The 25,324-nt window shown below is 68.8% G+C and carries 25 protein-coding genes; 15 read left to right on the top strand and 10 right to left on the bottom strand.

What is annotated here, in order from left to right; translation table 11 throughout:
- The first annotated feature begins 1 nt into the window (after nt 1).
- Entirely contained in the window at nt 2-847 is an 846-nt protein-coding gene (locus tag ACIBH2_RS16365) for a hypothetical protein (protein ID WP_397118123.1), read from the top strand.
- Between the two features lie 25 nt (nt 848-872).
- On the opposite strand, the gene ACIBH2_RS16360 is transcribed toward ACIBH2_RS16365, so the two are convergent.
- The gene (locus ACIBH2_RS16360) at nt 873-1,913 is read right to left on the bottom strand and encodes an NAD(P)-dependent alcohol dehydrogenase (RefSeq protein WP_397118121.1); all 1,041 of its coding nucleotides are present in this window, start codon (nt 1,911-1,913) and stop codon (nt 873-875) included.
- Nucleotides 1,914-2,014: 101 nt separating this feature from the next.
- On the opposite strand from ACIBH2_RS16360, the gene ACIBH2_RS16355 reads away from it, so the two are divergent.
- Both ACIBH2_RS16355 and ACIBH2_RS16350 read left to right on the top strand, forming a co-directional pair.
- The gene (locus tag ACIBH2_RS16355) at nt 2,015-3,529 is read left to right on the top strand and encodes a flavin-containing monooxygenase (protein ID WP_397118119.1); all 1,515 of its coding nucleotides are present in this window, start codon (nt 2,015-2,017) and stop codon (nt 3,527-3,529) included.
- Between the two features lie 7 nt (nt 3,530-3,536).
- A complete protein-coding gene (locus tag ACIBH2_RS16350) occupies nt 3,537-4,454 on the top strand; it encodes an alpha/beta hydrolase (RefSeq protein WP_397118117.1) in 918 nt (305 codons plus the stop codon).
- 5 nt (nt 4,455-4,459) lie between these two features.
- Here ACIBH2_RS16350 and ACIBH2_RS16345 read toward each other — a convergent pair whose 3' ends face one another.
- From ACIBH2_RS16345 to ACIBH2_RS16335, 3 genes are read right to left on the bottom strand one after another with little or no spacing between them, the layout of a single operon-like run.
- Entirely contained in the window at nt 4,460-4,753 is a 294-nt protein-coding gene (locus ACIBH2_RS16345) for a chorismate mutase (protein WP_397118115.1), read from the bottom strand.
- Nucleotides 4,754-4,777: 24 nt separating this feature from the next.
- On the bottom strand, nt 4,778-5,365 hold the full coding sequence (locus tag ACIBH2_RS16340) for a TetR/AcrR family transcriptional regulator (RefSeq protein ID WP_397118113.1): 588 nt from the start codon (nt 5,363-5,365) through the stop codon (nt 4,778-4,780).
- 32 nt (nt 5,366-5,397) lie between these two features.
- Nucleotides 5,398-6,543, bottom strand: a complete 1,146-nt coding sequence (locus tag ACIBH2_RS16335; RefSeq protein ID WP_397118111.1) for a BTAD domain-containing putative transcriptional regulator — start codon at nt 6,541-6,543, stop codon at nt 5,398-5,400.
- 165 nt (nt 6,544-6,708) lie between these two features.
- Between ACIBH2_RS16335 and ACIBH2_RS16330 the strand changes: the two genes are divergently transcribed.
- The 5 genes from ACIBH2_RS16330 (at nt 6,709) to ACIBH2_RS16310 (ending at nt 12,433) form a co-directional block, all read left to right on the top strand.
- Nucleotides 6,709-7,755: a multicopper oxidase domain-containing protein gene (locus ACIBH2_RS16330; protein WP_397118109.1), complete on the top strand. Its 1,047-nt coding sequence runs from the start codon at nt 6,709-6,711 to the stop codon at nt 7,753-7,755.
- The gene (locus tag ACIBH2_RS16325; RefSeq protein ID WP_397118107.1) at nt 7,752-8,951 is read left to right on the top strand and encodes a ZIP family metal transporter; all 1,200 of its coding nucleotides are present in this window, start codon (nt 7,752-7,754) and stop codon (nt 8,949-8,951) included. Before ACIBH2_RS16330 ends, ACIBH2_RS16325 begins: the two co-directional genes overlap by 4 nt.
- Before the next feature lie 10 nt (nt 8,952-8,961).
- The gene (locus tag ACIBH2_RS16320; protein ID WP_397118105.1) at nt 8,962-9,372 is read left to right on the top strand and encodes a Rieske (2Fe-2S) protein; all 411 of its coding nucleotides are present in this window, start codon (nt 8,962-8,964) and stop codon (nt 9,370-9,372) included.
- A 163-nt stretch (nt 9,373-9,535) separates the two neighbouring features.
- Nucleotides 9,536-12,082, top strand: a complete 2,547-nt coding sequence (locus ACIBH2_RS16315) for a LuxR C-terminal-related transcriptional regulator (RefSeq protein ID WP_397118103.1) — start codon at nt 9,536-9,538, stop codon at nt 12,080-12,082.
- 132 nt (nt 12,083-12,214) lie between these two features.
- Nucleotides 12,215-12,433, top strand: coding sequence for a hypothetical protein (locus ACIBH2_RS16310; RefSeq protein WP_397118101.1), 219 nt, complete (start codon nt 12,215-12,217; stop codon nt 12,431-12,433).
- 27 nt (nt 12,434-12,460) lie between these two features.
- On the opposite strand, the gene ACIBH2_RS16305 is transcribed toward ACIBH2_RS16310, so the two are convergent.
- The 3 genes from ACIBH2_RS16305 to ACIBH2_RS16295 form a co-directional block, all read right to left on the bottom strand.
- Complete coding sequence (locus ACIBH2_RS16305) at nt 12,461-14,362, bottom strand: alkyl/aryl-sulfatase (RefSeq protein WP_397118099.1); 1,902 nt, start codon at nt 14,360-14,362, stop codon at nt 12,461-12,463.
- A 2-nt stretch (nt 14,363-14,364) separates the two neighbouring features.
- The gene (locus ACIBH2_RS16300) at nt 14,365-15,039 is read right to left on the bottom strand and encodes a DUF3159 domain-containing protein (protein ID WP_397118097.1); all 675 of its coding nucleotides are present in this window, start codon (nt 15,037-15,039) and stop codon (nt 14,365-14,367) included.
- 71 nt (nt 15,040-15,110) lie between these two features.
- The gene (locus tag ACIBH2_RS16295; protein WP_397118095.1) at nt 15,111-15,734 is read right to left on the bottom strand and encodes a helix-turn-helix domain-containing protein; all 624 of its coding nucleotides are present in this window, start codon (nt 15,732-15,734) and stop codon (nt 15,111-15,113) included.
- 111 nt (nt 15,735-15,845) lie between these two features.
- Here ACIBH2_RS16295 and ACIBH2_RS16290 point away from each other — a divergent pair, with 111 nt between their 5' ends.
- From ACIBH2_RS16290 to ACIBH2_RS16280, 3 genes are read left to right on the top strand one after another with little or no spacing between them, the layout of a single operon-like run.
- On the top strand, nt 15,846-16,946 hold the full coding sequence (locus ACIBH2_RS16290; RefSeq protein ID WP_397118093.1) for an aryl-sulfate sulfotransferase: 1,101 nt from the start codon (nt 15,846-15,848) through the stop codon (nt 16,944-16,946).
- The gene (locus ACIBH2_RS16285; RefSeq protein ID WP_397118091.1) at nt 16,946-18,307 is read left to right on the top strand and encodes a uracil-xanthine permease family protein; all 1,362 of its coding nucleotides are present in this window, start codon (nt 16,946-16,948) and stop codon (nt 18,305-18,307) included. Before ACIBH2_RS16290 ends, ACIBH2_RS16285 begins: the two co-directional genes overlap by 1 nt.
- Before the next feature lie 5 nt (nt 18,308-18,312).
- Entirely contained in the window at nt 18,313-19,236 is a 924-nt protein-coding gene (locus ACIBH2_RS16280) for an NAD-dependent epimerase/dehydratase family protein (RefSeq protein ID WP_397118089.1), read from the top strand.
- 52 nt (nt 19,237-19,288) lie between these two features.
- Here the strand turns inward: ACIBH2_RS16280 and ACIBH2_RS16275 are convergent, their stop codons facing one another.
- Both ACIBH2_RS16275 and ACIBH2_RS16270 read right to left on the bottom strand, forming a co-directional pair.
- The gene (locus ACIBH2_RS16275; RefSeq protein WP_067523410.1) at nt 19,289-19,492 is read right to left on the bottom strand and encodes a cold-shock protein; all 204 of its coding nucleotides are present in this window, start codon (nt 19,490-19,492) and stop codon (nt 19,289-19,291) included.
- 144 nt (nt 19,493-19,636) lie between these two features.
- Nucleotides 19,637-20,440, bottom strand: coding sequence for a DUF1460 domain-containing protein (locus ACIBH2_RS16270; protein ID WP_397118086.1), 804 nt, complete (start codon nt 20,438-20,440; stop codon nt 19,637-19,639).
- A 295-nt stretch (nt 20,441-20,735) separates the two neighbouring features.
- Between ACIBH2_RS16270 and ACIBH2_RS16265 the strand changes: the two genes are divergently transcribed.
- The 3 genes from ACIBH2_RS16265 (at nt 20,736) to ACIBH2_RS16255 (ending at nt 23,070) form a co-directional block, all read left to right on the top strand.
- On the top strand, nt 20,736-22,202 hold the full coding sequence (locus tag ACIBH2_RS16265; RefSeq protein WP_397118084.1) for an MDR family MFS transporter: 1,467 nt from the start codon (nt 20,736-20,738) through the stop codon (nt 22,200-22,202).
- A 148-nt stretch (nt 22,203-22,350) separates the two neighbouring features.
- Nucleotides 22,351-22,593, top strand: a complete 243-nt coding sequence (locus ACIBH2_RS16260; RefSeq protein WP_397118082.1) for a DUF6374 family protein — start codon at nt 22,351-22,353, stop codon at nt 22,591-22,593.
- 9 nt (nt 22,594-22,602) lie between these two features.
- Entirely contained in the window at nt 22,603-23,070 is a 468-nt protein-coding gene (locus tag ACIBH2_RS16255; RefSeq protein WP_397118080.1) for an SRPBCC family protein, read from the top strand.
- Here ACIBH2_RS16255 and ACIBH2_RS16250 read toward each other — a convergent pair.
- Nucleotides 23,067-24,293: an NAD(P)/FAD-dependent oxidoreductase gene (locus ACIBH2_RS16250; RefSeq protein ID WP_397118078.1), complete on the bottom strand. Its 1,227-nt coding sequence runs from the start codon at nt 24,291-24,293 to the stop codon at nt 23,067-23,069. The two genes, ACIBH2_RS16255 and ACIBH2_RS16250, sit on opposite strands and share 4 nt — an antisense overlap.
- 99 nt (nt 24,294-24,392) lie before the next feature.
- Between ACIBH2_RS16250 and ACIBH2_RS16245 the strand changes: the two genes are divergently transcribed.
- Nucleotides 24,393-25,274 carry a LysR substrate-binding domain-containing protein gene (locus ACIBH2_RS16245; protein ID WP_397118076.1) on the top strand — a complete coding sequence of 294 codons (882 nt, stop codon included), beginning with the start codon at nt 24,393-24,395 and terminating at the stop codon, nt 25,272-25,274.
- Nucleotides 25,275-25,324: the final 50 nt, after the last annotated feature.

The following is a 25,324-nucleotide window of genomic DNA, read 5'->3' as shown; positions in this document are numbered from 1 at the left end:
CATGTCGGATATCGATGCCTTGGATCGACTACTCGCGGGTGCCCGACGGGTACGCGCGCGGCGGATGCGCGGCGATACCGAAATCCTCTTGGACGAGCGTGATCCGGTCGCGGTGAGCGCCTTGCGCGAGGCACTGCGCATAGCCGACATTCCGGGCTACATCTGTCGGTGCCTGGGTGATGTGGCCCTGGACTTCTTCGATATCAGCGATGCGCCGCTCACGACGGTCACCCTGCACCACGGGATTTCGCTGCGCTGGAACGGCTGGCACGTCGATGCGGTCCTGGCGGACGGGGTGCGCTCGCTGGAGTGGCTGGCGGTGCGCGGGGTGGTCGAACCGCTGCGCGAATTCCGGGCGTCGGAGCGCCGCCGTCTCGACGCGGACCGGGCCGCGCGGCGCTGGGTGGCCGATATGCCGCCGCCGCTGGCGGAATACACCGAGCTGTTCCTGGGCACCTCGGCGAGCGGATACGAATTGCGCGCGGCACAGATCGAGGCCGCGCGGGCGCGACTGGCCATGGCATATCCGGACGCACTCGAACGACTTACCCGGCTATTGACCTGGTATGCCTCCGGCACCGGGAAAGAGACGGGACATCCGCTGCACGAGGACATTCCGCGCCTGCTCCTCGATCTGGAGCATCGGCTCGATTTCGCCCGCGCGGTCGAGACGGCCGATGCGCGCGCCGCGGCCGGTGCGCTGCGCTATCTCGTCGACTGGTCCACGCGCGGGCGGGTCGGGCGGCTGTTGGCCGACCTGTCCCCGGCCGCGCGGGCGAAAGTCCTGGCGGCGGCGCGCGATTCGGATACTCGCCACTGGTTGGCGCAGCGCATCGACCGACTGTGACGCCGATGCCCCGGCGGTGGGCGGCTCAGGGCACCAGGACCGCGCGGCCGCGGATCTTGCCGTTGTCCAACCGCTGCAAAGCTTCCGGGCCGTCGCCGAGGTCGAAGCGCTCGACCTCCATGTGCAGCTTGCCCGCTTGCGAGAGGGCGACGCAGTCGTAGAGATCGCGACGGGTACCGCCCAGGGACTTGCGCACCGACGCGCCCCAGGGCCAGCCGGGGCCGCCCGCCGGTGCGGCGGTGATCTCCGGTGCGCCGCCGCCGATGCCGACCATGCGATACGCGCCATTGGGCGCGACGGTCTCGACGGCGAGTTTCGCGGTGGCGTCGACGCCCACGAAGTCGAAGACCGCGTCCGCGCCACGTCCGCCGGTGAGATCCAGAATCTGTTGGGCGGCATTGTCTTCGGACAGAATGCCGACATCCGCGCCGCAGTCGGCCGCGAGGTCCAGCTTCTCTTGGGCCACGTCGACGGCGATCACCCGTACGCCGCTGATGGCGTGCAGAATCTGCAACGCCACATGACCCAACCCGCCGATACCGATGGCGACAGCCGTTCCGCCGGGCCGCAATTGCTCCTTCGCGCCCCGGATGGCGTGGTACGCGGTGAGGGCCGCGTCGGCGACCGGCGCGGCCTGCAGGAAGTCCAGATCGCCGATGGGCACGAACGAGGTCGCCGGTATCCGAACGTATTCCGCCATACCGCCTTCGATGGTGAGCCCGGGCGTGGGCGGCATGGCGGTGCGCCCGGCGGCGATGCACACATTCTCGTTGCCGCTCACGCACTCTCGGCACACCCCGCAGGTCCAGAACAGGTACACCACCCCGCGTTCGCCGACCTCGCGCCCGATGACATCCGCGCCGAGGGCCTCGATGGTGCCCGCCACCTCGTGGCCGAGGGTGAGCGGATCCTCGCGCAGGCGCACCGGGAAGTTCACCAGGGTGAGGTCGGAGTGGCAGACCCCCGCCGCGCCGACGCGCAACAACAGATCGCCGGGGCCGATCTCCGGTACGGGGATGTCGCGGACCTCCACGGTCTCGGGGCCGGTCCACTGGAGAGCTCGCATGACGATTCCTTCGAAGTTCGCATCGTGATCTGGCGCACACCGTAACACTCGCTATACACTGCGTCCAGCGAATGACTCTATGTCCAGCGAGGAGCGCCATCGTGCCGAAAACCGTTGTGGCAAGGGCCATTGCACGACAACGCCAGCCCCGAATCGGCATTGTCGGCGCGGGCATCTCCGGAATAGCCGCGGCCGCCGCGCTACAGCGGGCCGGATTCGGCGAATTCACGATCTTCGAGAAGGGCTCCGATTTCGGCGGCACCTGGCGCGAGAACAGCTATCCCGGGCTGGTGTGCGATGTGCCCTCGCGCTACTACCAGTTCAGCTTCGCCATGAATCCCGAGTGGTCGCGGCTGTATTCGACGGGGCCGGAGATCAAGGAGTACCTGTGCCGGGTGGCGCGCGAGCGCGGACTGGACCGGCACACCCGCTTCGGCATCGAAGTGGTGGGCGCGGAGTTCTCCGGCGAGGACTGGCGGGTGACCACCTCCACCGGCGACGTCGAGCGCTTCGACTTCCTGCTCTGCGCAACGGGTTTCCTGCACCATCCGCGCGTGCCGACGATTCCCGGACTGGCCGAGTTCACCGGGCCTGTCATGCATTCGGCGCGCTGGGATCACGCGGTCGAGCTCACCGGCAAACGCGTCGGCGTGATCGGCACCGGTTCCACGGGAACGCAATTGGTGAGCGCGCTGGCTGGACAGGTGCCGAAAGTGGTGCTGTTCCAACGGACCGCGCAGTGGATCCTGCCGACCGTGAACCGGGAGTACACGCGAGTGGCGAAGACGGTGTACCGGCGGCTGCCCACCTTGGGCCGGGCCGCCTATGCCTGCAATCGCGCCGCCTTCGCGCTGTTCTCGCGCGGGCTGGTGCACCCGGGGTTGACGCGCAGATTCATCCAATGGGTGGTGGCGCGCAATCTGGGCTCGGTGCGCGACCCCGAACTGCGACGCCAACTGACGCCCGACTATCAGGCCATGTGCAAGCGGCTGGTGGTCTCGGACCGCTTCTACAAGGCGATCCAGCGACCCGACGTGGAGCTGGTGACCAGCGGAATCGACCGGGTGGACGCACACGGGGTGGTCACCGCCGACGGACGACGGCACGATCTCGACGTTCTCGTCCTGGCAACGGGATTCGACGCGCACGCGTTCATGCGGCCCATGGCGATCACGGGCGCAGACGGGCGCACCCTGGATCAGGCCTGGGCGGAGGGCCCGCGCGCCTTCGAGGGCGTGATGATGCCGGACTTCCCCAATCTGTTCATGCTGGTCGGCCCGCACAGCCCTGTCGCGAACCATCCGCTGACGGCGGTGGCCGAGGCGCAGTCCGCGCGCATCGTGGGCTGGCTGCGACGGTGGCGGGCAGGGGAATTCACCACGGTGGCACCGACCGCCGCGGCGACGGCCCGCTACAACGCCCGCATGCGCGCCGCGGCTCCGAGCACCGTGTGGGCCACCGGTTGTCAGAGCTGGTATCTGGGCAAGGACGGAATTCCGGAATTGTGGCCGTGGACCCCCGGGGCCTACGAGAAACTGATACGGCGAGAACCGGATCCGGCCGATTACACGGTGTCGCCGTCGGCACCGGCGCACCGGGTCGCTGGCCGGAAGTGAGGTCGCCGTGCTGATTCCCTTGTTGCGCTTCGGTTCCCGAGTCATGGCGGCGTGGTGGTTCGGCCCCGCACCCGATTGGCCGCGCGTGCGGGCGCGGGCGCGGGCCAGCACCCGGTCCGCCCGCGCGCCTCGGAACGTATCGGTGACCACCGGCGAATTGGGCGGCGTCCCAGCCGAAATCCTCACCTCGGCGGATTCGCCGGACGAGACCGCGGTGCTGTATCTGCACGGCAGCGGTTTCGTGATCGGCGCCCCGCGCATGGTGCGTCCACTCACCGGCGCACTGGCGGCGGCACTGAACACCACGGTGTACGCGCTGGACTACCGGCTGGCGCCGGAGCATCCGCATCCGGCCGCCATCGAGGACACCGTGGCCGCCTACCTGGCGCTGGTGGAGCGCGGCGTGCGGCCCGATCGCATTGCGGTGGTGGGTGATTCGGCCGGGGGCACGCTCGCGGTGGATCTCGCGCTGCGCCTGCGTGACGACCGACTGCCGTTCCCGGCGGTGCTCGGCATGATCTGCCCGGTGCTGGATCTCTCGGCCGCGTCCTCGGCCTTCCACTGCGACGCCCGCCGTGAACCACTGCTCACCGCTGAGCTCATGCGGCAGTTCATGGACGCGTACCTGCCGCATGTGCCCGAGGACCGCCGTCGCGAACTGTCCCCGATCTACCGCGATATCACCGGGCTACCACCCGTGGTGATGCATTCGGCGACCGACGACATCCTGTCCGGGGATGCCCGCCGCTTCGCCGACCACGCCGCGAAACTCGGTGCGCCGCTGCGTCATCGGGAGTACCGAGGGCTGTGGCACGTCTTCCACGCCATGCCCATGAAACCGGCCCGCGAGGCCGTGGACGATCTGGCCACCGCGCTCGGATCGGTGCTGCGCGCGCCGCGCACCGACTATCGCTCCGGGCAGTAGCGGTTTCAGCCGTGCGTGAACTCCGCGTGTTCGGTGAGTTCGAGTTCGATGAACGCGCCGATCATGGCCCGCCACACCGCATCCGCCACCTCGGGGGCCAGCCCGGCGGCCGCGGCGCGCTCGCGCGCCAGTGCGACGACCCGCTCGACGCGATCGGGTGCGCGCACCGCCTGCTCGTCCTTCTTGAATGTCGCCGCCGTGCGCACCAGTCCCTGCCGCTCGGCCAGCAGCCGAATCAGCTCACCGTCGAGCGCGTCGATACGGATACGGACTTCGGCTAGCGATCGCGGAGCGGACACAAGCGCAGACCTTAACCCACCGGTTCAGGCGAAGGCGCGGGTGACGACCGGTGCGACGAACTCCTCGAGCATGGCGCGCTCGTCGTCCTCGTCGCGGCCGGGCGCGGCCAGGAACGACACGATAACGCGAGTCAGCCAGCGCGCCAGGCGACTTCGCTCGGCCAGATCGGGGACGGCGGGGGCGAACAGTCCCCCGGCAATCGATTCGATGACCTCCGAATCCTGGCTGATGCGCCCGGCCGGACCGGATTCGCCGGGTCCGAACCAGGCCATCAGCATGGGGTCGGCCCGGACTTCGCGCAGCGCGGCCAGCATGGCGGTCACCACGAGTTCGGCTGGATCGGCGATACCCGCGACCCGCTCCCCCACCCGGGCGGCGAGGCGGCGGGTTTCGCGGTGCACGAAGGCCACCCGCACCGCGTGCCGATTCTCGAAGTAGCGGTAGAGCGTGGCCCGGGAACAGCCCGCCGCCTTGGCGATCTCGGCCATCCCCACCCCGGTCGGGCCGTGCTGGGCGAAGAGTTGGGCGGCGGCGTCCAGAATGCGTTCGGCGGCCAGGTCGGCGCGCTGTTCGGACAACCAGTCGCGGCCGGTGCTGTCTCCCTTTGCCATGGACCGCAGCGTACGCAGTCGCGCCGGACCGCTCAGGCGCGGTCCGCGCGGACCAGCACGAACGTCAGCTCCACATCGCCGATCCGCAGCAGCGCGCCGTCGTGCAGCACCACACTGTCCACCACCCGCACCCCGTCCACGTACACCCCGTTGGAGGACATCAAATCCTTGAGCACCCAAGCCAATCCGTTGTCCACGACGAGAGCGTGGTGGCGGCTGACGCGGCCGTCGGAGAGCGCGATGTCGTTGTCCGACAAGCGTCCGATGCGGGTCACCGGCCCCGAGATCGGGTACACGTGCCCGGCCCGATCGCGCAGTATCGCATCGGGTTCGTGCCAGCTGCGGTCGATGATGGTGGTCGCGCGGGTGGCCGAGGCCGCCGCGACCGCACGCACCGACAGCGGCTCCTGCCGCAGGATGCGCGCCTCCAATTCGCGGATGCGCGGCCCCGGGTCGATGCCGAGTTCGTCGGCGAGGGTGGCGCGCAGCCGTCGCGCCGCCTCGAGGGCATCGGACTGCCGCCCCGCCATGTAGAGCGCGGTGATCAGGTGCTCCCACAGTGATTCCCGCAGCGGATGCTCACGCACCAGCAGGGCCAGCTCCGAGACCACGGCATCGGTGCGACCCTGGGCGATATCGGCTTCGGCGCGGGCCTCGATCACGCCGAGGCGCTCGTCGTCGAGAGCGGTGGCGTAGGCGTCGGCGAACCCCAGTCCGCGCAGGTCGGCCAGGACCGGGCCGCGCCATTGGGCGAGCGCGTCCGACAATGCCTCGCCCGCCGCCGGAAAGCGCCCGGCGGCCAGGGCCCGCAGCCCGGCTTCCCGGCGATCGCGGAAGCGTTGAACATCGCTGCCGCCCTCGGCGATGACCAGGCGGTAACCGGTGCCCATGTGCGAGAGCGTCTCCCGGGCGTCGATTCCCGCGTCCCGCAGGGGTTTTCGGAGATTGGAGACGATGGCGTGCAGGCTCACGCGCACATCCGGCGGCGGCAGATCCTCCCAGACCGCCTGCGCCAGCGCCTCCACCGAGACCGGCCGATTGGCGTTGATGGCCAGGTAGGCGAGCACCGCGCGCTGCTTGGGTCCGCCCAGCTGCTGCGCCACCCCGTCGATCGTGAGCTGGACCGGACCCAGTACCCCCACCTGTGCCCGCACCTCGGCCATCGCCGAACTCCTCATGACCGGCCAGCGTGATTGTCGTTCGTCACTGTACTTTCCCGGCCGCTCGGAGACGGGGTGAACGACCTGCTTGTCGGGTCGCCTAGATCATTACTTCGGCTCATTGAATCTGAGGTTCAGGTCTGCCAAACTTTGTACCTCAGCGGGATAGTTCGGAGTGGGTGAATGAAGCAGTCGTCACGGCGGGGGTTCCTGGTCGGGGGTGCGGTAGCCGGATCGGCCGGAGTACTGCTCGGGGGTGCGAAGGTCTTCGAGGCCGAGGCGGCGGCACGGCAGGCCCCGGGCCACGGCGGCGGGCATACCGGGCACGGTGGCGGCGGTATCGACGGGCCGACCTTCCGCCTCGGCGCGACGGTGGACCACGAGGCCAATGGCTTCAACCCCACCGAGATCCTGCGGGACTTCGACTACGGCACCGTCTCGCGGCTACCCGACGGGCGGACGCTGCGGGAGTGGCATATCTACAGCAGCGACGAGGATGTGGAGGTCGCGCCGGGCGTGACCTTTCCGGCCTGGACCTTCGATTCCCGGATTCCGGGGCCGACGCTGCGCTGCACCGAGGGCGATCAGCTGAAGGTGACCTTCACCAATGGCTCGGACCATCCGCACACCATGCACTTCCACGGGATTCACCCGGCGGAGATGGACGGGGTGCCCGGCGTCGGTCGGGGCGTGATCCAGCCCGGTGAGTCGTTCACCTACGAATTCGATGCCACGCCTTTCGGTCTGCACCTCTACCACTGCCATGTGAGCCCGCTGGCCGAGCACATCGCGCGCGGCATGTACGGCACCTTCATCGTGGATCCGCCGCAGCCGCGTCCGGCCGCGGACGAGATGGTCATGGTGATGCACGGTTTCAACACCACCTTCGACGGCGAGGGCAATCAGCTCTACGCGGTCAATGGGATTCCGTTCCACTACATGCACGAGCCGGTGCGGGTGAAACGCGGTGAGCTGGTGCGGATCTACCTGGTGAACGTGCTGGAGTACGACCCGATCAACAGTTTCCACGTGCACGGCAACTTCTTCGAGTACTTCCCCACCGGAACCCGGCTCACGCCAACGGAATTCACCGACACGGTGGTGCAGGCGCAGGGTCAGCGCGGCATCTGCGAGATGCGGTTCCCGCATACCGGCAAATTCATGTTCCACGCCCACAAGACCGAATTCGCGGACCTGGGCTGGATGGGGTTCTTCGAGGTGACCGAATGAGTACCGAATCGCCCACCGCCGCACCGCGATACCGGATCCCCACCTGGCTCGGCTGGGCCGGGCTGGTGCTGCTCATCGGCGCGGTGCTGGCGGGGCTCGGGCTGCTGGGCGGGCGCGCGCTGCCGGAGCGGCTCGGGCCGCCGGTGGAGGAGTTGGCCGTGGAGCGCACGGTCCTCACGCCCGACACCATCAGCATCACCGTGCGCAATACCGGACCGGATCCGGTGACGGTGGCGCAGGTCTTCGTCAACGACGCCTTCGTCGACCTCAGCGGCGGCGAGGAGCAGATCGGCCGAATGAGTTCGGCCACACTGGAATTGAACTACCCGTGGCGCGAGGGCCAGCCGTATCTGGTCTCCATGCTCACCTCGACGGGGCTGGTCATCGAGCACGAGATCGCGGCGGCCGTGCAGACGCCGAAACCCGAAGGCTCGTTCTTCGGGCTGATGGTGCTGCTCGGGGTCTACGTGGGTGTGATCCCGGTTCTGCTGGGCATGCTGGTGCTGCCCTTGGCCCGCCGCGCGGGCGGCGGCGTCCTGCGACTGCTGCTCGCCGTGACGGTCGGCCTGCTCGTCTTCCTCGTGGTCGACGGCACCACCGAGGGTCTCGAACTGGGCCGCGAATCCGGTGGCGCGTTCGGCGGGGCCGAACTGGTGGTGCTCGGCGCGGCGCTGGCGTTCCTGACCCTGACGGCCGTCGACCGCTGGCTGCGCACCCGCCGCACCCGCGCGGCCGAACAGGGCGCCTCCGGGCTGCGGCTCGCGACCATGATCGCCGCGGGTATCGGGCTGCACAATCTCGGTGAGGGCTTGGCCATCGGATCCGCCTATGCCATAGGCGAATTGGCGCTCGGGGCCTTCCTCGTGCTGGGCTTCGCCATTCACAACACCACCGAGGGCGTGGCCATCGTGGCCCCGCTGGTGCGCGAACGCGTCCGGCTGCTCACGCTGCTCGCGCTGGGCGCGCTCGCCGGGGTGCCCGCCATCATCGGCGCGGTGCTGGGCGCGTCGGTCAACAATGCGGAGTTGGCCGCGCTGCTGCTGGGCGTGGGCGTGGGTGCGATCGCCCAGGTCATCGTGCAGATCATCCCCGCCCTGCGGGCCGAGGGTCACGACCGGGCCGACGCCACCGCCGTCACCGGCGTCATCGCCGGAATCGTCGTCATGTATCTGACCGGGCTACTGGTCACCGCGTGAGGAGTCGCCCATGACCGACCACGATCTCCCGACGCCGACCCGGCGCACGGTCCTCGCGGGCGGATGCGCGCTCGCCCTCGCCGGAACCGCCGTGGCCGCCACGGGCTGCACCACCGGCCGCGCCACCGACAGCGAATCCTTCACCGTCCCCACCGCCGACATCCCGGTGGGCGGCGGCACCGTCCTACGCGACCGCACGACGGTGGTCACCCAACCCAATCCGGGTGAGTACCACGCCTTTTCGGCCGTCTGCCCACATCAGCGCTGCACCGTCAACGAGGTCCGCGACGGCCTGATCCGGTGCCCCTGCCACGGCAGCACCTTCCGCGTCGCCGACGGCTCCGTCCAGGACGGACCGGCCAGAACGGGGTTGACCATCCGCACGGTGACGGTGGCTGGCGACACGCTGCGGGTCGACTGAGCGAACCGACAATTCGTACCGTGGCGTCCGAACATCCGGGTATGGATAGCTAGTAAGTTGCCCTTATCGAGCAACGGGACGACGGATCGTTCCGAGTCGAGGAGGCGCAGTGCACACCCCGCCGGGGCCAGACTTCCAGCCGGTTCCGAATGGCCATACGTCGATGCGGCTCGGTGCCCCCGAGCTGGCATTCCCCACGGTGGTGCGGCCGGAGCTGCGACTGCGCTTCGATGCGGTGGCCAACTCCCTCGACGGTCGGGTGCTGCTGATTTGCGCACCGGCCGGAAGCGGTAAGACCGTCGCGCTGTCGGAATGGGCCGAACATCTGGCCGACACCCGACCCGCCACCCGCGTCTGCTGGCTCACCCTGGCCGAGACGACGGCTCGGGCCGAGGATCTGCGCGCCGCGCTGCGGACCGCCTTCGGGCTCGCACCCGTCGGCTCCGGACATCCGGTCAACGGTCTGCTCGATCCGGCGGAGCTACCCGTCGAACCGACCGTGCTGATAGTCGACGATGCCCATCTCGTCACCGATCCCCTCGCGCTGGCCGGGCTGGAACAGCTGCTCAACGACCTGCCCAGCACCATGACCGTGGTGGTCTCCGGCCGTTTCGAACCGCCGCTGCGCTGGCACGGGCTGGACCTCTCGGGCCGTCTGCAACGGGTGAGCCAGCACGAGTTGGCGCTCAGCGCGGAGCAGGTGCGCGACCTGTGCGCCCAGCACGACTGCCTACTCGACAACGGCGAGGTCGAGACCGTGCTGCGGCTGACGCACGGCTGGGCGGCGCTGGTGCGCATCGCCGCCATCTACCTCGCGGCGCAGCGTGACCGCGCGGCCGGGCTGGCGGTGCTCGGGCGGCCGGTGCGCGCGGTCTCCGATTTCCTGGTCGGCGAACTCATGACCGCCCTGGATCCGCAGACCCGCGAATTCCTCGCCCGCACAGCGATTCCCGACTCCTTCACCGAGGATCTCGCCGATCAGCTGACCGGGCGCAGCGCCCGCGATGCCCTCGGTGAGCTGGAGCGCATCAATTTCCCGGTGGCCCACGAATCCGACGGTGAGGAGCTGTGGTTCCGCTACCACCCCATGCTGCGGGCGTATCTACGGGCCGAGGCGCGCGGCCTCGGCGGCGACACCATGGCCGACCTGCACCTGCGCACCGCACAGTGGTACGTCGCGCACGGTCGCTCGGGCAAGGCGCTGCCGCATCTGCTGGAGCTGTCGGATCGCTTGCAGCTCAGCGCTTTTCTGCGGGAGCAGGCGCTCGGGCTGATACTCGACGGCGGCGGCGGTCAGCTGTTCGGCGCGCTCGATCGGGCGCTACCGGACCTGGCCTCCGACGCCTATGTCCGGCTGCTGCGCATCGTGGACGCCCTGGTGCGCGACGACCTTTCGGCCGCCACCACCTATCTGGAGCTGCTGCCCGGGGATATCACCGAGGCGGATTCGTTCGTGCCGAGGGTCTGGTTGCAGGTGCTCTCGGCGGCGGTGTCGGTGGACGCGGCATTGGCCAGCGGTCTGCCGGTCGGCGCGATCGCCACGTCGGAAACCCTGGCGGTGACCGGCAATCCGGATATCGACTGCTACGCGGCGGTCCAGCTGTCGCTGCTCATGGTGGTGCGCGGCGATATCGCGGGTGGTGAGCGGCACCTGCGGCGGGGTCTGGCCCTGGCCGCGCACACCCGGCACTCGCGGCTGGCGGTGCGCTCCATGATCCGGCTCGCGGTGGCCGCGGGCGCGGAGGGCGGTGTCGCCTCCATGCGGGAAAGAGCCACGCGCGCACTGGATATCGCCAACGACTACGGCCTCGCCGATACCCCCGACCTGGCGCAGGTCGTCGCCATGACCGGACTGGCCGCCTATCTCCAGGGCGACGAACCGGCCCGGCGGCACTTCGCCGACGATCTCGTCGAGCGCATCCGCTCCGGTGAACTCGCGCCCGGCGGACACTCGCACGTGGTGGCGCTGCTGATCGCCTTCGACGATGCCGACAACCGGCACGCGGCCGCGCAGTCGTTGCGCCACAGCATGTCCGTGCTCCTGGAGCGCTCCGATCCCGTGCTCAGCCGCGGCCTGCTGGCCCCGGTGGTGTGGGCGCTACTGCGCATCCCGGACCCCCGCCCCACCGAGCAGCTGGTCGAGCACGCGCACAAGGTGCTGGGCGACGATCCGTCGGTGCTGCTGTGCCAGGCGGCACTGGCGGCGGCCGCGCACAAACCGCGCTCGGTGCGCGCCCTGCTGGACCCGCTGACCGAGATCGACACCTATCCGGTGGCGGTCACCACCATCTGCCTGTTGCACGCGCAAGCCCATGCCGCCCTGGGCAATTCGCTCAAGGCCTACGAGTCGGTGGACAACGCGCTGCGGGTGGCCGCCCCCGACCATCTGGTGCGGCCCTTCCTCGATGTCCCCGACGCCCTGGATCTGCTGGACAACTACGCGGGCCGGTTCGCGCACCACAATGGCTTCGCCGACCGAGTGCGCCACCATCCGGCCGCACGACGCACGACGGCCGCGCCCGCGCTCACCGAGACGGAACTGACGGTGCTCAAGCAATTGCCCTCCGGCCGCACCGCCCAGCAGATCGCCGACGACCTGGGTGTCTCCGTCAATACCGTGAAGACCCACCTGCGCGGCATCTACACCAAGCTGGACACCAATTCCCGGATGGCGGCGCTGGAGCAGGCGCGTCGTCACGGCCTGCTCTGACCCCGTCGGCCACGGTGTTCCGCGCGGATTCACCCGCCACGGATGAGGCGAGCCCCACCGCGCGGCGCGCATGCTGAAGCTCGGTGGACCACTCGGTCCGCCGACCGTCCGTCTTCGGAAGGGGTTCGGCAGGTGATCGTTTCCAGTCCGAGTCGCTACGAGTTCATCCTCGACGGTGAACTGTCCGACCGTGCTCTCGCCGCGTTTCCGGAGCTGTCCGCGGGGCGGCACCAGGCCCTGACCACCAGCCTGTTCGGTCCGGTGACCGACAGCACCGCCATGCGCGCAATCCTGGCCCGCATCGACGATCTCGGGCTCACCCTGCTGGAGATGCGGCGGCTCCCGGACTGAGAAGTCCGGGAGCCGTGGGGGTCTCGTTCAGGGCGTGACGATGGCGAAGTTCGGGTCGGGTTCATCGAACAGGCCCGCGAGCTTCACGAAGCTCTGCGCGTCCCCGTCCACCGTGATCGCCCCGGACTCCAGCGCCGCGCCGATATCCTGACCGGCCAGCAGCACCCCGATGAGGGTGGCCCGGGTGAGCGTGAAGGTGACGTCGGCCGCGGGCAGCGAGGCGCCCTCGGGCCGGTCGTAGTGCAGCAGGACGCCATTGCGCAGTTCGAGTCGGTGGGTGCGGTTCTCGTCGGTGAAAACCCAGTCGCTGATGGCCTTTTCGTGCCAGGCCTTGGGTCCGTCGAGGCGCAGCGAGAGGGCGTCGAAGACCTGTTCCACGGTCAACTCCGCCAGCATGGTGGGCGACGACGTCTTGGTGGGTGTGCCGACATTGCCATTGCGCAGCTCGTAGGCGCCCATGAGGTAGAAATTGCGCCAGGGCCCGGTCTCCGCGCCGTAGCCGAGCTGTTCGAACGTGCTGGCCTGCAAGGTTTTCGCCGCCTCGTTGCTCGGGTCGGCGAAGATCACGTAGTTCACCACCTGCGCCACCCAGCGGTAGTCGCCGTTGTCGTAGGCCACCCGCGCCTTCTTCAGCACCTCGTCCGCGCCGCCCATGAATTCCACATGGCGCTTGGCGGATTCGACCGGCGGATGCTCCCACAGGTGCGCCGGATTGCCGTCGAACCAGCCCATGTAGCGCTGGTAGATGGCCTTCACATTGTGGCTGACCGAACCGTAGTAGCCCCGCGCGTGCCAGGAGTTGTCGACGGCGGGCGGCAGCTGGAAGTCCTCGGCGATCTCCGAGCCCACCCAGCCCTGGTTGAGCTTGCGCAGCGTCTGATCGTTGAGGTAGGCGTACAGATCCCGTTGCAGCGACAGGTATTCCACCAGCCGCTCGGTATCCCAGGTGGGCCAGTGGTGCGAGGCGAAGACGACATCGCTGTCGCGGGCGTAGAGGTTGATCGCCTCGGTGAGGTACTGCGACCACACGTGCGGGTCGCGCACCAGCGCGCCGCGCAGGGTGAGCAGATTGTGCAGGGTGTGCGTGGCGTTCTCCGCCATGCAGAGGGCGCGGAAATCCGGGAAGTAGAAGTTCATCTCGGCGGGCGCTTCGGTGCCCGGGGTGATCTGGAAGACGATGCGCACGCCGTCGATCGTCATCTCCTGCCCGGTGTGGGTGATGTCGTGTGTCGGGGCGATGAGCGTGACCGTGCCGACCGAAGTCGTCTGTCCCAGACCGGCTCCCACCTGACCTTGGGGTCCGCGCGGCAGCACCGCGCCGTACATGTAGGTCGAGCGGCGCGCCATAGCCGTTCCGGCGTAGACGTTCTCGGCCACCGCGTGTTCGAGGAAGCCCGCCGGGGCGACCACCGGAAGCCGCCCCGCCTCGGCGTCCGCGACATCGGCCACACCCCGCGCACCGCCGAAATGGTCCACGTGCGAATGGGTGTAGATGAGTCCGGTCACCGGCTTGTCGCCGCGATGCGCGCGGTACAGCGCCAGTCCGGCCGCGGCGGTTTCGGAGGAGATGAGCGGATCGATGACGATCACGCCGGTATCGCCCTCGATGAGGGTCATATTCGACAGGTCCAGACCGCGAATCTGGTAGATGCCCTCGATCACCTCGTAGAGGCCCTGGCGGGCGACCAGGCCGGACTGCCGCCACAGGCTCGGATTCACGGTGGCCGGGCAGGTGCCCTTCAAGAATTCGTAGGAGTCGCTGTCCCACAACACATTTCCGTCGGAGTCCTCGACCACTCCCGGTTCGAGCGCGGCGATGAACCCACGGTCGGCATCGGCCTGATCGGTGGTGTCGCCGAAGGGCAACTCCGCCGCGATCCGCTGCTGCTGTTCGATGATGAAACTGCTCGGATCGGTCGCTGCGCTCATCCTCACTCCTCTGTCGATGTGTGCAGGCTGCGGCGCACCCACAGCCAGGTTCCGGCCAGCATGACCACCAGCGCGGGTTTGCCGAGCACAAGGGCGACGGTGCCCAGGACCACGACCTTGTCCGCCAGGTACAGCGGCACCATGATCACCAGGTGCAACGCCCAGAAGGCGAACCACGCCAGGGTGACCTTGCGGTGCAGCCGCAGCCGCGCGGCCGGATCGGCGGCGTCGGCGGGTTCGAGCCCGATCCGGGTACAGACCCAATGGCTGAGCGGACGCCCGGTCACCAGCGTGAGGCCGAAGGCCGCCGTACCGATCGCGCAGATCACCAGGTCGGGCAGGTAGAACCCGCGACCCTCCCCGGTGATACCCACGAACAGCGAGAACACCACGACCACGGCCAGCGAGATCGAGACGACCCGGACCGAATCACCCCGCAGCAGTCGGACGACGGCGATCAGCCCGGCGACGCCGAGGGCGATGAGCACGCCGATCTTGGCATTGACGGTGGCGTAGCCGATCAGAAAGCCGATGGCCGGTGCGGCCCCGTCCAGAATGTGCCCGGGTCCGCCCAGTGCACGGAACTTGCCCCACATTTCCGAGGCGGTCGAGCGCGTGTGATCGGCGGATTCCGCGATCGTCGTCGCTGCGGACTCCTCCTGGGGGGAAGCTGCCATGGCTGCCAGTCTTTCGACCGCGTCCACCCCGGACATCGCCCGTTTCGGGTGAAGTGCCAGGTCGGCGGCGATCAGCGGGCTTTGGGGGCGCGCCGAACCGCCAGGCCGTCGGCGACGGCGAGCACGAGGGTGACGGTGTCGTCGGTATGCGCCCACCAGCGGTGGCGCGTGCCCGCCACGCAGTAGTAGGTGTCGCCGGTGGCGAGGGTGGTCTCGCTCGCCGGGGTGGCGACGGTGACCGCGCCGGTGACCACGTAGATCAACTCGTCGTTGTCGTGGGTGAACTCGCGATCGCCGCGGGTGGTGCCGCCGGTGAATTCGAGGGCGCGCAGATCGCGCGCGCCGTGGACGAGAGCGCGGACGGAGCCGTCGTGGGCCTCGGCCTGTTCCAGCCGGGAGTCGTCGGTGGCGCGCACGACCACCGAGGCGGTGGCGGTGTCGGCCGCCGCGAGCAGTTCGGTGGCCGTCGCGCCCAAGGCGTCGGAGATCCGTTGCAGCGAGCGCAGACTCGCGTTGGTGCGGCCGTTCTCCAATTGGCTCAGGAAGGATTGGGACAGCTGCGCTTGCTCGGCGAGCTGGGCGAGGGTCAGGCCCGCGGCGCGCCTGCGGCCGTGCACCACATCGCCCAGGCGCTGCCACCGTGGTTGTTCGGTCACCTCGTCGCGCACACCCGGCCCTTCGTCGTTTCGCCCCATTGTCGATGCCGTGGCCTCGAGACACAGCGTTTACGTCACGGTGATTCGAACGGTTTCGCCCGCCCCTAGCTTACTGAATATTCAGTGTGGCTGAATATTCAGGAGGATGCGGTGGAACAGAACACACTGAAACGACGCGGCACCGGGCTGATCGGAATCGATCCCGAGTTCGCCTCGCCGGGCTACACGCTCTACGCGCCGCTGGCCGGACGCGGCGTGGTCGACCTGGTGGATCTGAAAGGCGAACTCGCACACCGGTGGACGCTGCCGTACCGCCCGGGACGACATGCGCGACTGCTGCCCGACGGCACCCTCGCCTACAACGGCGCGACCCTGGCGATCGCGCCGCTGTTCGCCATGTGGCGCAAGTACAGCGGCGGGTCCATGGGCAAGTACGACCCGAACGGTGCGCTGCTCCATGAATTCCGTGACGACTATCAGCACCACGACGCGCACCACTACGACGACGGTCGCATTCTCTACACGGCGGTGGAGCCACTGACGGGCGCGGCCGCCGACCGCATCCACGGCGGCGTTCCCGGGACCGAGGCCGACGGTGTGGTCTGGGCCGATGTCATTCGCGAGGTGGCCGCCGACGGTACGCCGCTGTGGGAGTGGAAGGCGTTCGAACACCTCGATCCGGCGGATTTCGTTCTGCAGCCGCACTATTGGCGCGAACACTGGCCGCTCATCAACAGCGTGTATCCGCTCGACGAGCACACCGTGGTGGCGAGTCTGCGCAGCGTGTCCGCGGTGATCGCCATCGACCGGCGCACCGGGGCCGCGCGGATCATCAGCGATCGCACGGTGGTGGCGCAGCAGCATCACGCCACGGCGCTCGATGACGGCAAGATCCTGGTCTTCGACAACGGCACCTTCCGCACCGGCGAATCGGTGACCTACAGCCGCGTCGTCGAAATCGACACGGCCACCGGGGAAATCGGCTGGAGCTATCAGGATTCCCCGCGCGAGGCGTTCTTCACGCCCTTCATGGGCGGGGCGCAGCGGCTGCCCAATGGCAATACGCTCATCACCGAGGCCGCCTTCGGGCGCATCTTCGAGGTGACCCCGCAACGGCGGATCGTCTGGGAGTACGTGGTGCCGTCCTTCACCGAGTACCCGGATCCCGGTACCGCACAGGTCTTTCCGGGCATCTCCAATGCGATCTTCCGGGCCTACCGGTACCGCGATATCCCGTGGCTAGAAGCCTGATGGCTACCGAAAACGGCACCGGCACAGCGCATCCGGTGGACGAGATACCGCCGCCCGGTCGCGCTGTCACCGCCGCGCTGCAACACCTGGTGGTCATGATCGCCATGCCCATCACCTCGGTGCTGCTGATCAGCCACAGCCTGCGCCTGGACGAGGGCACCGCGCGCGCCCTGCTCAGCGCCACCCTGCTGGTCAGCGGTATCGGCACCATCCTGCAGTCCGGCGGGCGATTCGGGCTCGGCGCGGGGCTGCCGTTCGTCATGCTGCCCGGCGGCGCGGCGGTGGTGCTGTTCATCCAGATCGCCCAGGAGTCCGATCCGGCCACCGCCAGCGGTGCGGTCATCCTGACCGCGCTGGCCGGTATCGCCCTGGTGCCCTTCGCCCGTCGGCTGGTGACCCGGCTGCCCGCGGTGGTGCTGGCCACCATGGTCGTGGTCATCGGCATCAACCTGGTCAAGGTCGCCGGAAGCCTCATTGCCCCAACCGGTTCCACACCGTCGATCACGGCGGTGGCACTCGCCGGTGTCACGGTGCTCGCCACCGTGGCGGCCCACCGGTTCCTGCCCACGGGGTGGCGGCGGCTCTCGGTGCTGTTCGGTATGGCGATCGGCACCGCCGTCGCCGCGGCCCTCGGGCTATTCCAGCTACAGCCCGGAACCGGGCTGGCGCAGGTGCCCGACCTCTTTCCGTTCGGCACCTCGAAACTCGATGTGCTGGCGGCGATTCCGCTGTTCGTCTTCAGTATCGGGTCGATGGCCGAGGCCGCCGGGCAGACGGTGCTGAACGCGAAAGTGGTGGACAAGCCGATCGACACCGCGGCGACCGTCGGCCGCACCATTCGCGGCGACGCGGTGACCTCGCTGCTCTCCGGCGCACTGGGCGGCCCGACCATGCTCACCAGCGGCGAGAATATCGGCCTCATTCGCCTGACCGATATCCGCAGCCGCTACGTCACCGCGCTGACCGGCGTATTGCTCTCTGTCGCAGCGTTTTTCGCACCCATCGGCCGCCTGGTGAACTCGCTACCCGGACCGGTGGTCGGCGGTACCGCCGCCCTCGCCTTCGCCATGATCATCGCCGCGGGGATCGGCATGTTCGAGCGCGTGGACCTCGCCGCCGACCGCGCGCTCGTCACCGCCGCGGCCGCCTTCACCGCGGGTCTGCTGCCCATCCTCACCCCCTCGCTCTACCAGAGCTTCCCGGCGGATCTGCGGCTGCTGCTCGGTAGCGGCGTGACCATGACCGCTGTCGTGGGAGTTCTTGTCCACCTTTTGTTTTCGAGCCGTCGGAAACGGTCCAGCGCACTTGACGCAACCCCGACGGGGGCACATGCTCATCCCGGGGGAACTGGACGAGAGTGAACCACATGGGAAAGCATGTCATCGCCGGTGCCGGTCAGGTCGGCGCCCATCTCGCGCGGCAGCTGCTCGCGCAGGGCCACGAGGTGGTGGTCGTCACCCGGTCGGGCTCCGGACCGGCCGAGGCCGAACGGGTATCGGCCGATCTCACCGACGGCGAGCGGCTGAGCCAGATCGTCAAAGGTGCCGACGCCCTGCACAATTGCGCGGGCCCGGCCTATACCCGCTGGCCACAGGATTGGCCACCCTTGGCGGCCGCGCTGCTCTCGGCGGCCGAGGCCACCGGCGCCGTGCTCGTCACGGCGGGCAACCTCTACGGCTACGGCGCTGTCAACGGACCCATGACCGAGGACCTGCCGCTCACGGCGACCGGCACCAAGGGACAGGTCCGCATTCGCATGTGGCAGGATGCGCTGGCCGCGCACCAGGCGGGTCGCGCCCGGGTGACCGAGGTGCGCAGCGCCGACTACTTCGGGCCCGGCGCGAGCGATCAGACACCCGTCGGCACCCGATTCGTGCCGTCGCTGCTGGCCGGGAAGAAGACCACCTACGTCGGTGATCCGGATCAGCCGCACTCGTGGACCTACCTGCCCGACGTGGCCGCGGCCATGGCCGTCGCCGCCACCGACGAACGCGCGTGGGGCAAAGCCTGGAACACCCCGACCGTCGCGCCGCTGTCCGCCCGCGCGCTGGCCGAGCGCATCTGCGCGCAGGCCGGTGCCCCCGCGCCGCGCCTGAGCAGTATTCCGGGCCCGATCTTCTACGCGCTCGGACTGGTGTCGCCGCTGATTCGCGAACTGCGCGAGACCCGCTATCAGTTCGACCGGCCCTTCGTGGTCGACTCCTCGGCCTTCGAGCAGACCTTCGGCGTCGCCCCCACGCCGCTGGACGAGGCGGTGGCCGCCACCGTCGCGGCGGCGCGCACCGCCTGATCACACGCGAAAGCCCCGCACCCAATGGGTGCGGGGCTCTCAGTTGCGACGATCAGATCGCGCGGACGTCCTGGGCCTGCGGCCCCTTCTGTCCCTGGCCGACCTCGAACTCCACGCGCTGTCCTTCTTCAAGGGACTTGAATCCCGAGCCGGACACGGCGGAGTAATGAACGAAGACGTCAGGGCCGCCACCGTCTTGTGCGATGAAGCCGAAGCCCTTCTCGCTGTTGAACCACTTCACACTGCCTTGAGCCATTGCGTACTTACTTCTTTTCTGTAGATGAGCCAAGCGAATCACTGCGATAAGCCTGATCTCACCCGCTAACCATGCCATGGATCACCGCGAAAGTGCGCATTGTGTGAGCCAACCGACCCAAACCGCGAAGTATGACCCAGCCCGTCAGGACGCGCGCAAGACCACGATGCCGGGGGTCGAGCGCACGTAATCGGCGAAGGATTCGTCCACGACCTTGTTGTTTGCCGCCAGCGACGAGGCATTGCGGAAGACCGGGCCGTTCGGTGTCTGCACGAAGATTCCGACATGAGTGACATCCAGCCCGGGCGTGTCGGCGTAGGCCCCGATGTAGTCGCCGGTGCGGAGCTGACCGATGACACCGGCGTCGACGGCATCGCTGGGAATGTAGGTGATGTCCCGATTCACCACCGGGATGCCCGGAAGGTACAGGCCGCCATCGGCTTTCGCGTTGAGCGCCTTGGCCACGGTCACCGCGTTCGGGGTCAGCGTGGCGGTGATGTCGGCGGCCGCGATGCGCGGGGTGTGCGCCCAATCGGTGAAGAAGTGCTTGCGGTGCGCGAAGTCGACCTGGGCTCCGGCGTAGCGGGTGTCGATCAGAGTGGCGAGGAACTCCTCGCGGGTGCCGGAGCGGCTCAAAGCGTCCACGTAGTCGAGATAGGTGAAGCAGTCGACGGCGCGGAAGTCGACGACCAGCTGTTCGGGTTGGGTCGCCGAGCCGACGAGCATGTTCGCGCCGTAGGGGGTGCCGAGGAAGCGGGCCGAGAGCGCTTCGACGAGTTCGCCCTTGCTCGCACCGCTCTTGCGCGCCGCCAGCAACTCGTCGATCTTCGCCGAGGTGGCGTCGTCGATGGTCACGGCGGGGACGGCGGAGGCCGCGGGCGAGAGCACCGCGGTGCCACCGGCGAGGACCAGCAGGGCGAGCAGCAGGCGAGCGAACAGACGCGGCATGCCTTCACACCCTAGTGCCGATTCGCGGGCGTGTACCGGGCTCGACGTGATCAGCCTCACCCTCGGACCGGTGAGCGGGACCAGAAGTGCTGGTGAGCCCTCGATCGCCCTACTACCTCGCGGTGCGGGGCGCGGAAAATCGAGTGATTCGTGTCGTACCCCACAGGAATACTCACGCTCGACCGATGAGTTGTGCCGACCGTTCCCGTCTGATCTTTTGTGGCGCCGCGACCCGCACTCGCCATCGGGCCACCTATATCGTCCCGCACTCCAGAAACGCCCCCGGAGGTTTCCGATGCCCGCCGACCACTCCGCCCCCGTGACCGGGGGACGGACGCCGACAGTCATCAGGCTGCTGGTTCTCGCGACCTTCGTGGTGATTCTCAACGAGACCATCATGATCAACGCGATACCGAATCTGATGACCAGTCTCGACGTCACCGAACGGGCGGCACAGTGGGTGTCCACCGCGTTCATGCTCACGATGGCCGCCATCATTCCGACCACCGGCTGGTTCCTGCAGCGGGTCACCACCCGCCGGGCCTACGCCATCGCCATGGGGGTCTTCCTCGCGGGCACCGCGCTGTCGGCCATCGCGCCGTCGTTCGCGGTGCTGCTGCTCGGCCGCATCATCCAGGCGGGCGGCACGGCGGTCATGATGCCGCTGCTGATGACCACGCTCATGACCGTGGTGCCCGAGCACGATCGCGGCCGGGTGATGGGCAATGTCACCCTCGCCATCTCGGTGGCACCGGCCATGGGTCCGGTCATCTCGGGTCTGGTGCTCCAGGTCGGTTCCTGGCGTTGGCTTTTCGTCCTGGTGCTGCCCATCGCGGGTGCGGTCACCTGGTTCGGCCTACGCCATCTGGACAATATCGGTGAACCGCAGGCCGGTGCGATCGACGTCTCCAGCGTGGGCTTCGCGGCGCTCGGCTTCGGCAGCCTGGTGTACGGGCTCAGCAAGTTCGAGCCCGACAATGTCACCACCCCCGCGCTGATCGTCGCCGCCGGTGTCGCGCTCATCGCCATCTTCGTTCTCCGTCAGCTGCGGCTGCAGCGCACCGGTTCGCCGCTGCTGGATATGCGCACGCTGCTGTCGGCGACCTACACCAAGGCGCTGATCCTGATGTCGGTGGCCTTCCTGGCCATGCTCGGCTCGATGATCCTGCTGCCGCTGTACCTGCAGAACCTGCGCGGTCTGAGCCCGCTGCAGACCGGTCTGCTGGTCATGCCCGGCGGTCTGGCCATGGGTCTGCTCGGCCCCACCATCGGCAAGCTGTTCGACCGCTTCGGCGGCCGGGTGCTGGTGATTCCGGGCTCGGTCGGCGTCTCGCTCGCCCTGGCCGGGTTCACCCAGATCTCCATGTCCATGCCGTACTGGCAGCTGCTCGGCCTGCACATCCTGCTGATGATCTCGCTGGCCGCGGCCTTCACCCCGGTGTTCACCCTGGGTCTGGGCGCGCTGCCGCCGCATCTGTACTCGCACGGCAGCTCCATGCTGGGCACGCTGCAGCAGGTCGCCGCGGCCTTCGGCACCGCGCTGGTGGTGACCGTCATGTCGGCGCGCAGCACCTCGCTGGTGGAGAGCGGCACCGACGCGGTGACCGCGCATCTGGACGGTATGCGCCTGGCCTTCGGCGTCTCGGCGGTGCTGTCGCTGGTCGTCATCGTCATGGCGATCCTGCTGCCCAACCGCGCGGACTCCCCCGAGCACGCGGCGGTGGAGCCGGAGGCGCGTACGCCGGAGCTGGTCAAGGACTGACCGATCGATCAGAGCCCGAATCACGTGGGGACACCGCGTGATTCGGGCTTTGTCGTATTCCGACCCGAGCGAAACGCGACCGCCGAAACCTGTCGGACCCTCCGACTACTATCGAAAGTTTGTTCGACTCGAGGTAATCTCCCCGGCTATGCCGGAACTGACTCGCCTCGAATGGGCGCGCATGAACCTCGACCAAGTGCGCAGACAGCTCCTCGACGCGGCGGCCTTCGGCAAATACCTGACCCCCGAGCAGTTGGAGCACGCCGCCGGGAAGATCGGTGAGGGCCTGCGGATCTACGTGGAGGAGACCGGCGGCCCGCCCCCGCCCCGACGCGGGGAGCCAGCGCCGAACCACGGCCGTATGCAGCGCTGGGTCGACCCATCGAGTTAGGCTCGCCCCGTGCGAGATTCAGTCACCGTCCACATGGCCGCCTCCCCCGAGCAGATCTGGGACCTGATCAGCGACGTCACCAATGTCGGCCGCTTCAGCCCCGAAACCTTCGGGGCGGAGTGGCTCGACGGCGCGACCGCCCCCGCCGTGGGCGTCCGCTTCCGCGGCCACGTCAACCGCAACGGCTGGGGCCTGAAGTACGCCACCGTCTGCCGCATCATCGCCTGCGAACCGGGCCGCGAATTCGCCTTCACCGTCGTCGGCCCGGGCAACACCCCGATCAACACCTGGCGCTACGAACTCGTCCCGACCGCCGACGGCACCGACGTCACCGAGTCGTTCCAACTCGCCAATTCCCTTCCGCTGCGGGTGTACTGGCTCCTGGCGGGCTGGGCGCGCGGCAAGACCAACCGCAAGGGCATGCAGGAAACCCTGCGCCGCATCAAGGAATACGCGGAGAACGGCGCCACCGACTAGGCGACAATGCTGGCCAGATCGACGTCGGGATCGGTGAGGCGGTCGACATCGGTGTAGGGGTGGTCGCGGATGATGCGGTGCAGCTGTTCGAATTCCGCGCCGCGGCCGACGCAGGCCGCCGCCACCAGGCGGTCGTCCTTCCAGAACAGCGCGGAGAAGTCCAGGGACTCCGGTTCGCCGCGCACCGACCAACCCCGGTCACCGTAGATATCAGCGGCCTCGGGCCAGCCGCAGAGTTCCAGACGGGTGCCGTACTGCTCGGAGGCCGCCGACGGCACGGGCGCATAGGAAGTGTTGTGGCCGAGCATGTTTCGCGCCGCCGCCACCGCCTGCTCCATGGCATTGGCATAGTGCTCGATGCGGTACCGGCCCCCGGAGAGCGGATGGAGCTGGCTGGTGACATCACCGGCCGCGAAGACGCCCGGGGCGGTGGTGCGGCAGTGCGTGTCGACGACGATGCCGCGATCGACGATCAGTCCGGCGCGTTCGGCGAGACCGGTCTCGGGGACCATGCCGAGCGCGGCCACCGCGATATCCGCCGACCAGGTGCGGCCGTCGGCGGCCGTCGCCACGACACCGTTCGCGGTCTCGACGAGCCCGGTCAACTGGACACCGAGTTCGAGGTGCACGCCATTGCGGCGGTGCAGGGCGGCGAAGTGGCCGCCGAGCCACGGCGGGGCCACCCGGCCCAAAGGCACTCCGGCGGCCTCCACGACGATCACCTCACAGCCGAGCGAGCGGGCCGTCGCGGCCATCTCCAGCCCGATGAGCCCCGCCCCGATCACCAGTAGGGCCGGTTTCGCGGCCAGCTCCGCGCGCAGGGCGAGGGCCTCCGGCAGCGTGCGCAGGGTGCGCGCGCCCTCCAGCCCGGCCAGTCGTCGGGCCCGGCCGCCCGTGGCCAGCAGCAGTTGGTCGTAGCGCACCCGCGAGCCTTCGTCCAGGGTCAGCGTGCGCGCGGCGGGATCCAGTTCCCGCACCGTGATTCCGGTGCGCAGGTCGATATCGCTGTCGGCCCAGCTCGACGGTGGTGCGACCGCGATGTGTTCGGGTTCGGCGTGCCCGGCCATGAGGCCCTTGGACAGCGGTGGCCGCCAATAGGGCTGGGCGGGCTCGTCGCCGAGGAGCAGGAGCGGGCCCGCGTAGCCCTCGGCGCGCAGGGTCCGCGCGGCGGTGGCGCCCGCCAGGCCCGCGCCGACAATGACGATGGGATCGGTGGAGTTCATGATGCGAACGCTAGGCTGGGGCGACTCATGTCCGCCAAGACCAATCGCGTCATGAACTCATGTGCCACAAGGCATCAGCAGGGTCGAGAGGAACCGCGCGTGGATCTGTTGCAGCTGCGCTATTTCCAGGCGGTCGCCCGGCGCGAGCACATCAGTCAGGCGGCCGAGGAATTGCTGGTGGCGCAACCGTCGGTGAGTCGGACCATCGCGCGCTTGGAGAAGGAGCTCGGCGTCGCGCTCTTCGATCGGCTGGGACGTCAGGTGCGGCTCAACGCCTTCGGTGCGATGTTCCTGCGTCGGGTCGATCGAGCCCTGGCCGAGCTCGACGACGCGCGCCGTGAGCTCACCGACGCCGCCGGACTCGACCACGGGCGGGTGACGGTCGCCGCCGAAACCTTGCTGACCATCACCGATTTGCTCGCTCGGTTCCGCGCGCGGCATCCGGGTGTCGATGTGCGGCTGTTCCAGTCGAATGCCGACACCATGCTGCACCAGCTCGCCGATCGCGAAGTCGACCTCTGCTTCGCCTCGCAGCCGCTGCACGGCCCGGCCTTGGCCTCGGTCGAACTGTGGCGCGAGGAGGTGCTGTTGGCGGTTCCGCTGTCCCACCCGCTCGCGGCGCGCGATCACGTCCGGATCGCCGAGTTGGCCGACGAACAGTTCGTGACCTGCCGCCCGGGGTACTGGCCCCGGACGCTGCTCGACCGTCTCTTCGCCGAAGCCGGTCTGCGGCCACGGATTTCGTGCGAGGGCGATGAGCCGGGCGCGACCGGCGACCTGATCGCCGCCGGGCTCGGCATCGGCCTCGTTCCGAACGGATCGCGGCACGCGGCACACCGAACACCGGTGGCCTGGCTCCGCGTGACGGATCCGGGCTGCGAGCGCGTGCTGAGTGTGGTGTGGCGGACGGACACCTATCTGTCGGCGGCGGCCGAGGCGCTGCGCGATCACGCCCCGATCATGGTGGACAACGGTCGCTGACTCGGCGCTGTCACCGCGGCCGGACACCTCGGGGCGGTCCGAATTCGCCT

It is taken from the genome of Nocardia sp. NPDC050406, from assembly GCF_044459025.1.
Taxonomy (GTDB): Bacteria; Actinomycetota; Actinomycetes; order Mycobacteriales; family Mycobacteriaceae; genus Nocardia.
This window is presented reverse-complemented; position numbering and strand designations above follow the sequence as displayed.

What these genes read in the sequence shown, in the direction of transcription:
- ACIBH2_RS16320 (WP_397118105.1), top strand. Translation starts at nt 8,962, where the DNA reads ATGACCGACCACGATCTCCCGACGCCGACCCGGCGCACGGTCCTCGCG.
- ACIBH2_RS16295 (WP_397118095.1), bottom strand. Translation starts at nt 15,734, where the DNA reads ATGGGGCGAAACGACGAAGGGCCGGGTGTGCGCGACGAGGTGACCGAA.
- ACIBH2_RS16325 (WP_397118107.1), top strand. Translation starts at nt 7,752, where the DNA reads ATGAGTACCGAATCGCCCACCGCCGCACCGCGATACCGGATCCCCACC.
- ACIBH2_RS16300 (WP_397118097.1), bottom strand. Translation starts at nt 15,039, where the DNA reads ATGGCAGCTTCCCCCCAGGAGGAGTCCGCAGCGACGACGATCGCGGAA.
- ACIBH2_RS16265 (WP_397118084.1), top strand. Translation starts at nt 20,736, where the DNA reads ATGCCCGCCGACCACTCCGCCCCCGTGACCGGGGGACGGACGCCGACA.
- ACIBH2_RS16315 (WP_397118103.1), top strand. Translation starts at nt 9,536, where the DNA reads ATGCGGCTCGGTGCCCCCGAGCTGGCATTCCCCACGGTGGTGCGGCCG.
- ACIBH2_RS16305 (WP_397118099.1), bottom strand. Translation starts at nt 14,362, where the DNA reads ATGAGCGCAGCGACCGATCCGAGCAGTTTCATCATCGAACAGCAGCAG.
- ACIBH2_RS16365 (WP_397118123.1), top strand. Translation starts at nt 2, where the DNA reads ATGTCGGATATCGATGCCTTGGATCGACTACTCGCGGGTGCCCGACGG.
- ACIBH2_RS16260 (WP_397118082.1), top strand. Translation starts at nt 22,351, where the DNA reads ATGCCGGAACTGACTCGCCTCGAATGGGCGCGCATGAACCTCGACCAA.
- ACIBH2_RS16335 (WP_397118111.1), bottom strand. Translation starts at nt 6,543, where the DNA reads ATGAGGAGTTCGGCGATGGCCGAGGTGCGGGCACAGGTGGGGGTACTG.
- ACIBH2_RS16285 (WP_397118091.1), top strand. Translation starts at nt 16,946, where the DNA reads ATGGCTACCGAAAACGGCACCGGCACAGCGCATCCGGTGGACGAGATA.
- ACIBH2_RS16360 (WP_397118121.1), bottom strand. Translation starts at nt 1,913, where the DNA reads ATGCGAGCTCTCCAGTGGACCGGCCCCGAGACCGTGGAGGTCCGCGAC.
- ACIBH2_RS16340 (WP_397118113.1), bottom strand. Translation starts at nt 5,365, where the DNA reads ATGGCAAAGGGAGACAGCACCGGCCGCGACTGGTTGTCCGAACAGCGC.
- ACIBH2_RS16250 (WP_397118078.1), bottom strand. Translation starts at nt 24,293, where the DNA reads ATGAACTCCACCGATCCCATCGTCATTGTCGGCGCGGGCCTGGCGGGC.
- ACIBH2_RS16275 (WP_067523410.1), bottom strand. Translation starts at nt 19,492, where the DNA reads ATGGCTCAAGGCAGTGTGAAGTGGTTCAACAGCGAGAAGGGCTTCGGC.
- ACIBH2_RS16330 (WP_397118109.1), top strand. Translation starts at nt 6,709, where the DNA reads ATGAAGCAGTCGTCACGGCGGGGGTTCCTGGTCGGGGGTGCGGTAGCC.
- ACIBH2_RS16280 (WP_397118089.1), top strand. Translation starts at nt 18,313, where the DNA reads ATGGGAAAGCATGTCATCGCCGGTGCCGGTCAGGTCGGCGCCCATCTC.
- ACIBH2_RS16270 (WP_397118086.1), bottom strand. Translation starts at nt 20,440, where the DNA reads ATGCCGCGTCTGTTCGCTCGCCTGCTGCTCGCCCTGCTGGTCCTCGCC.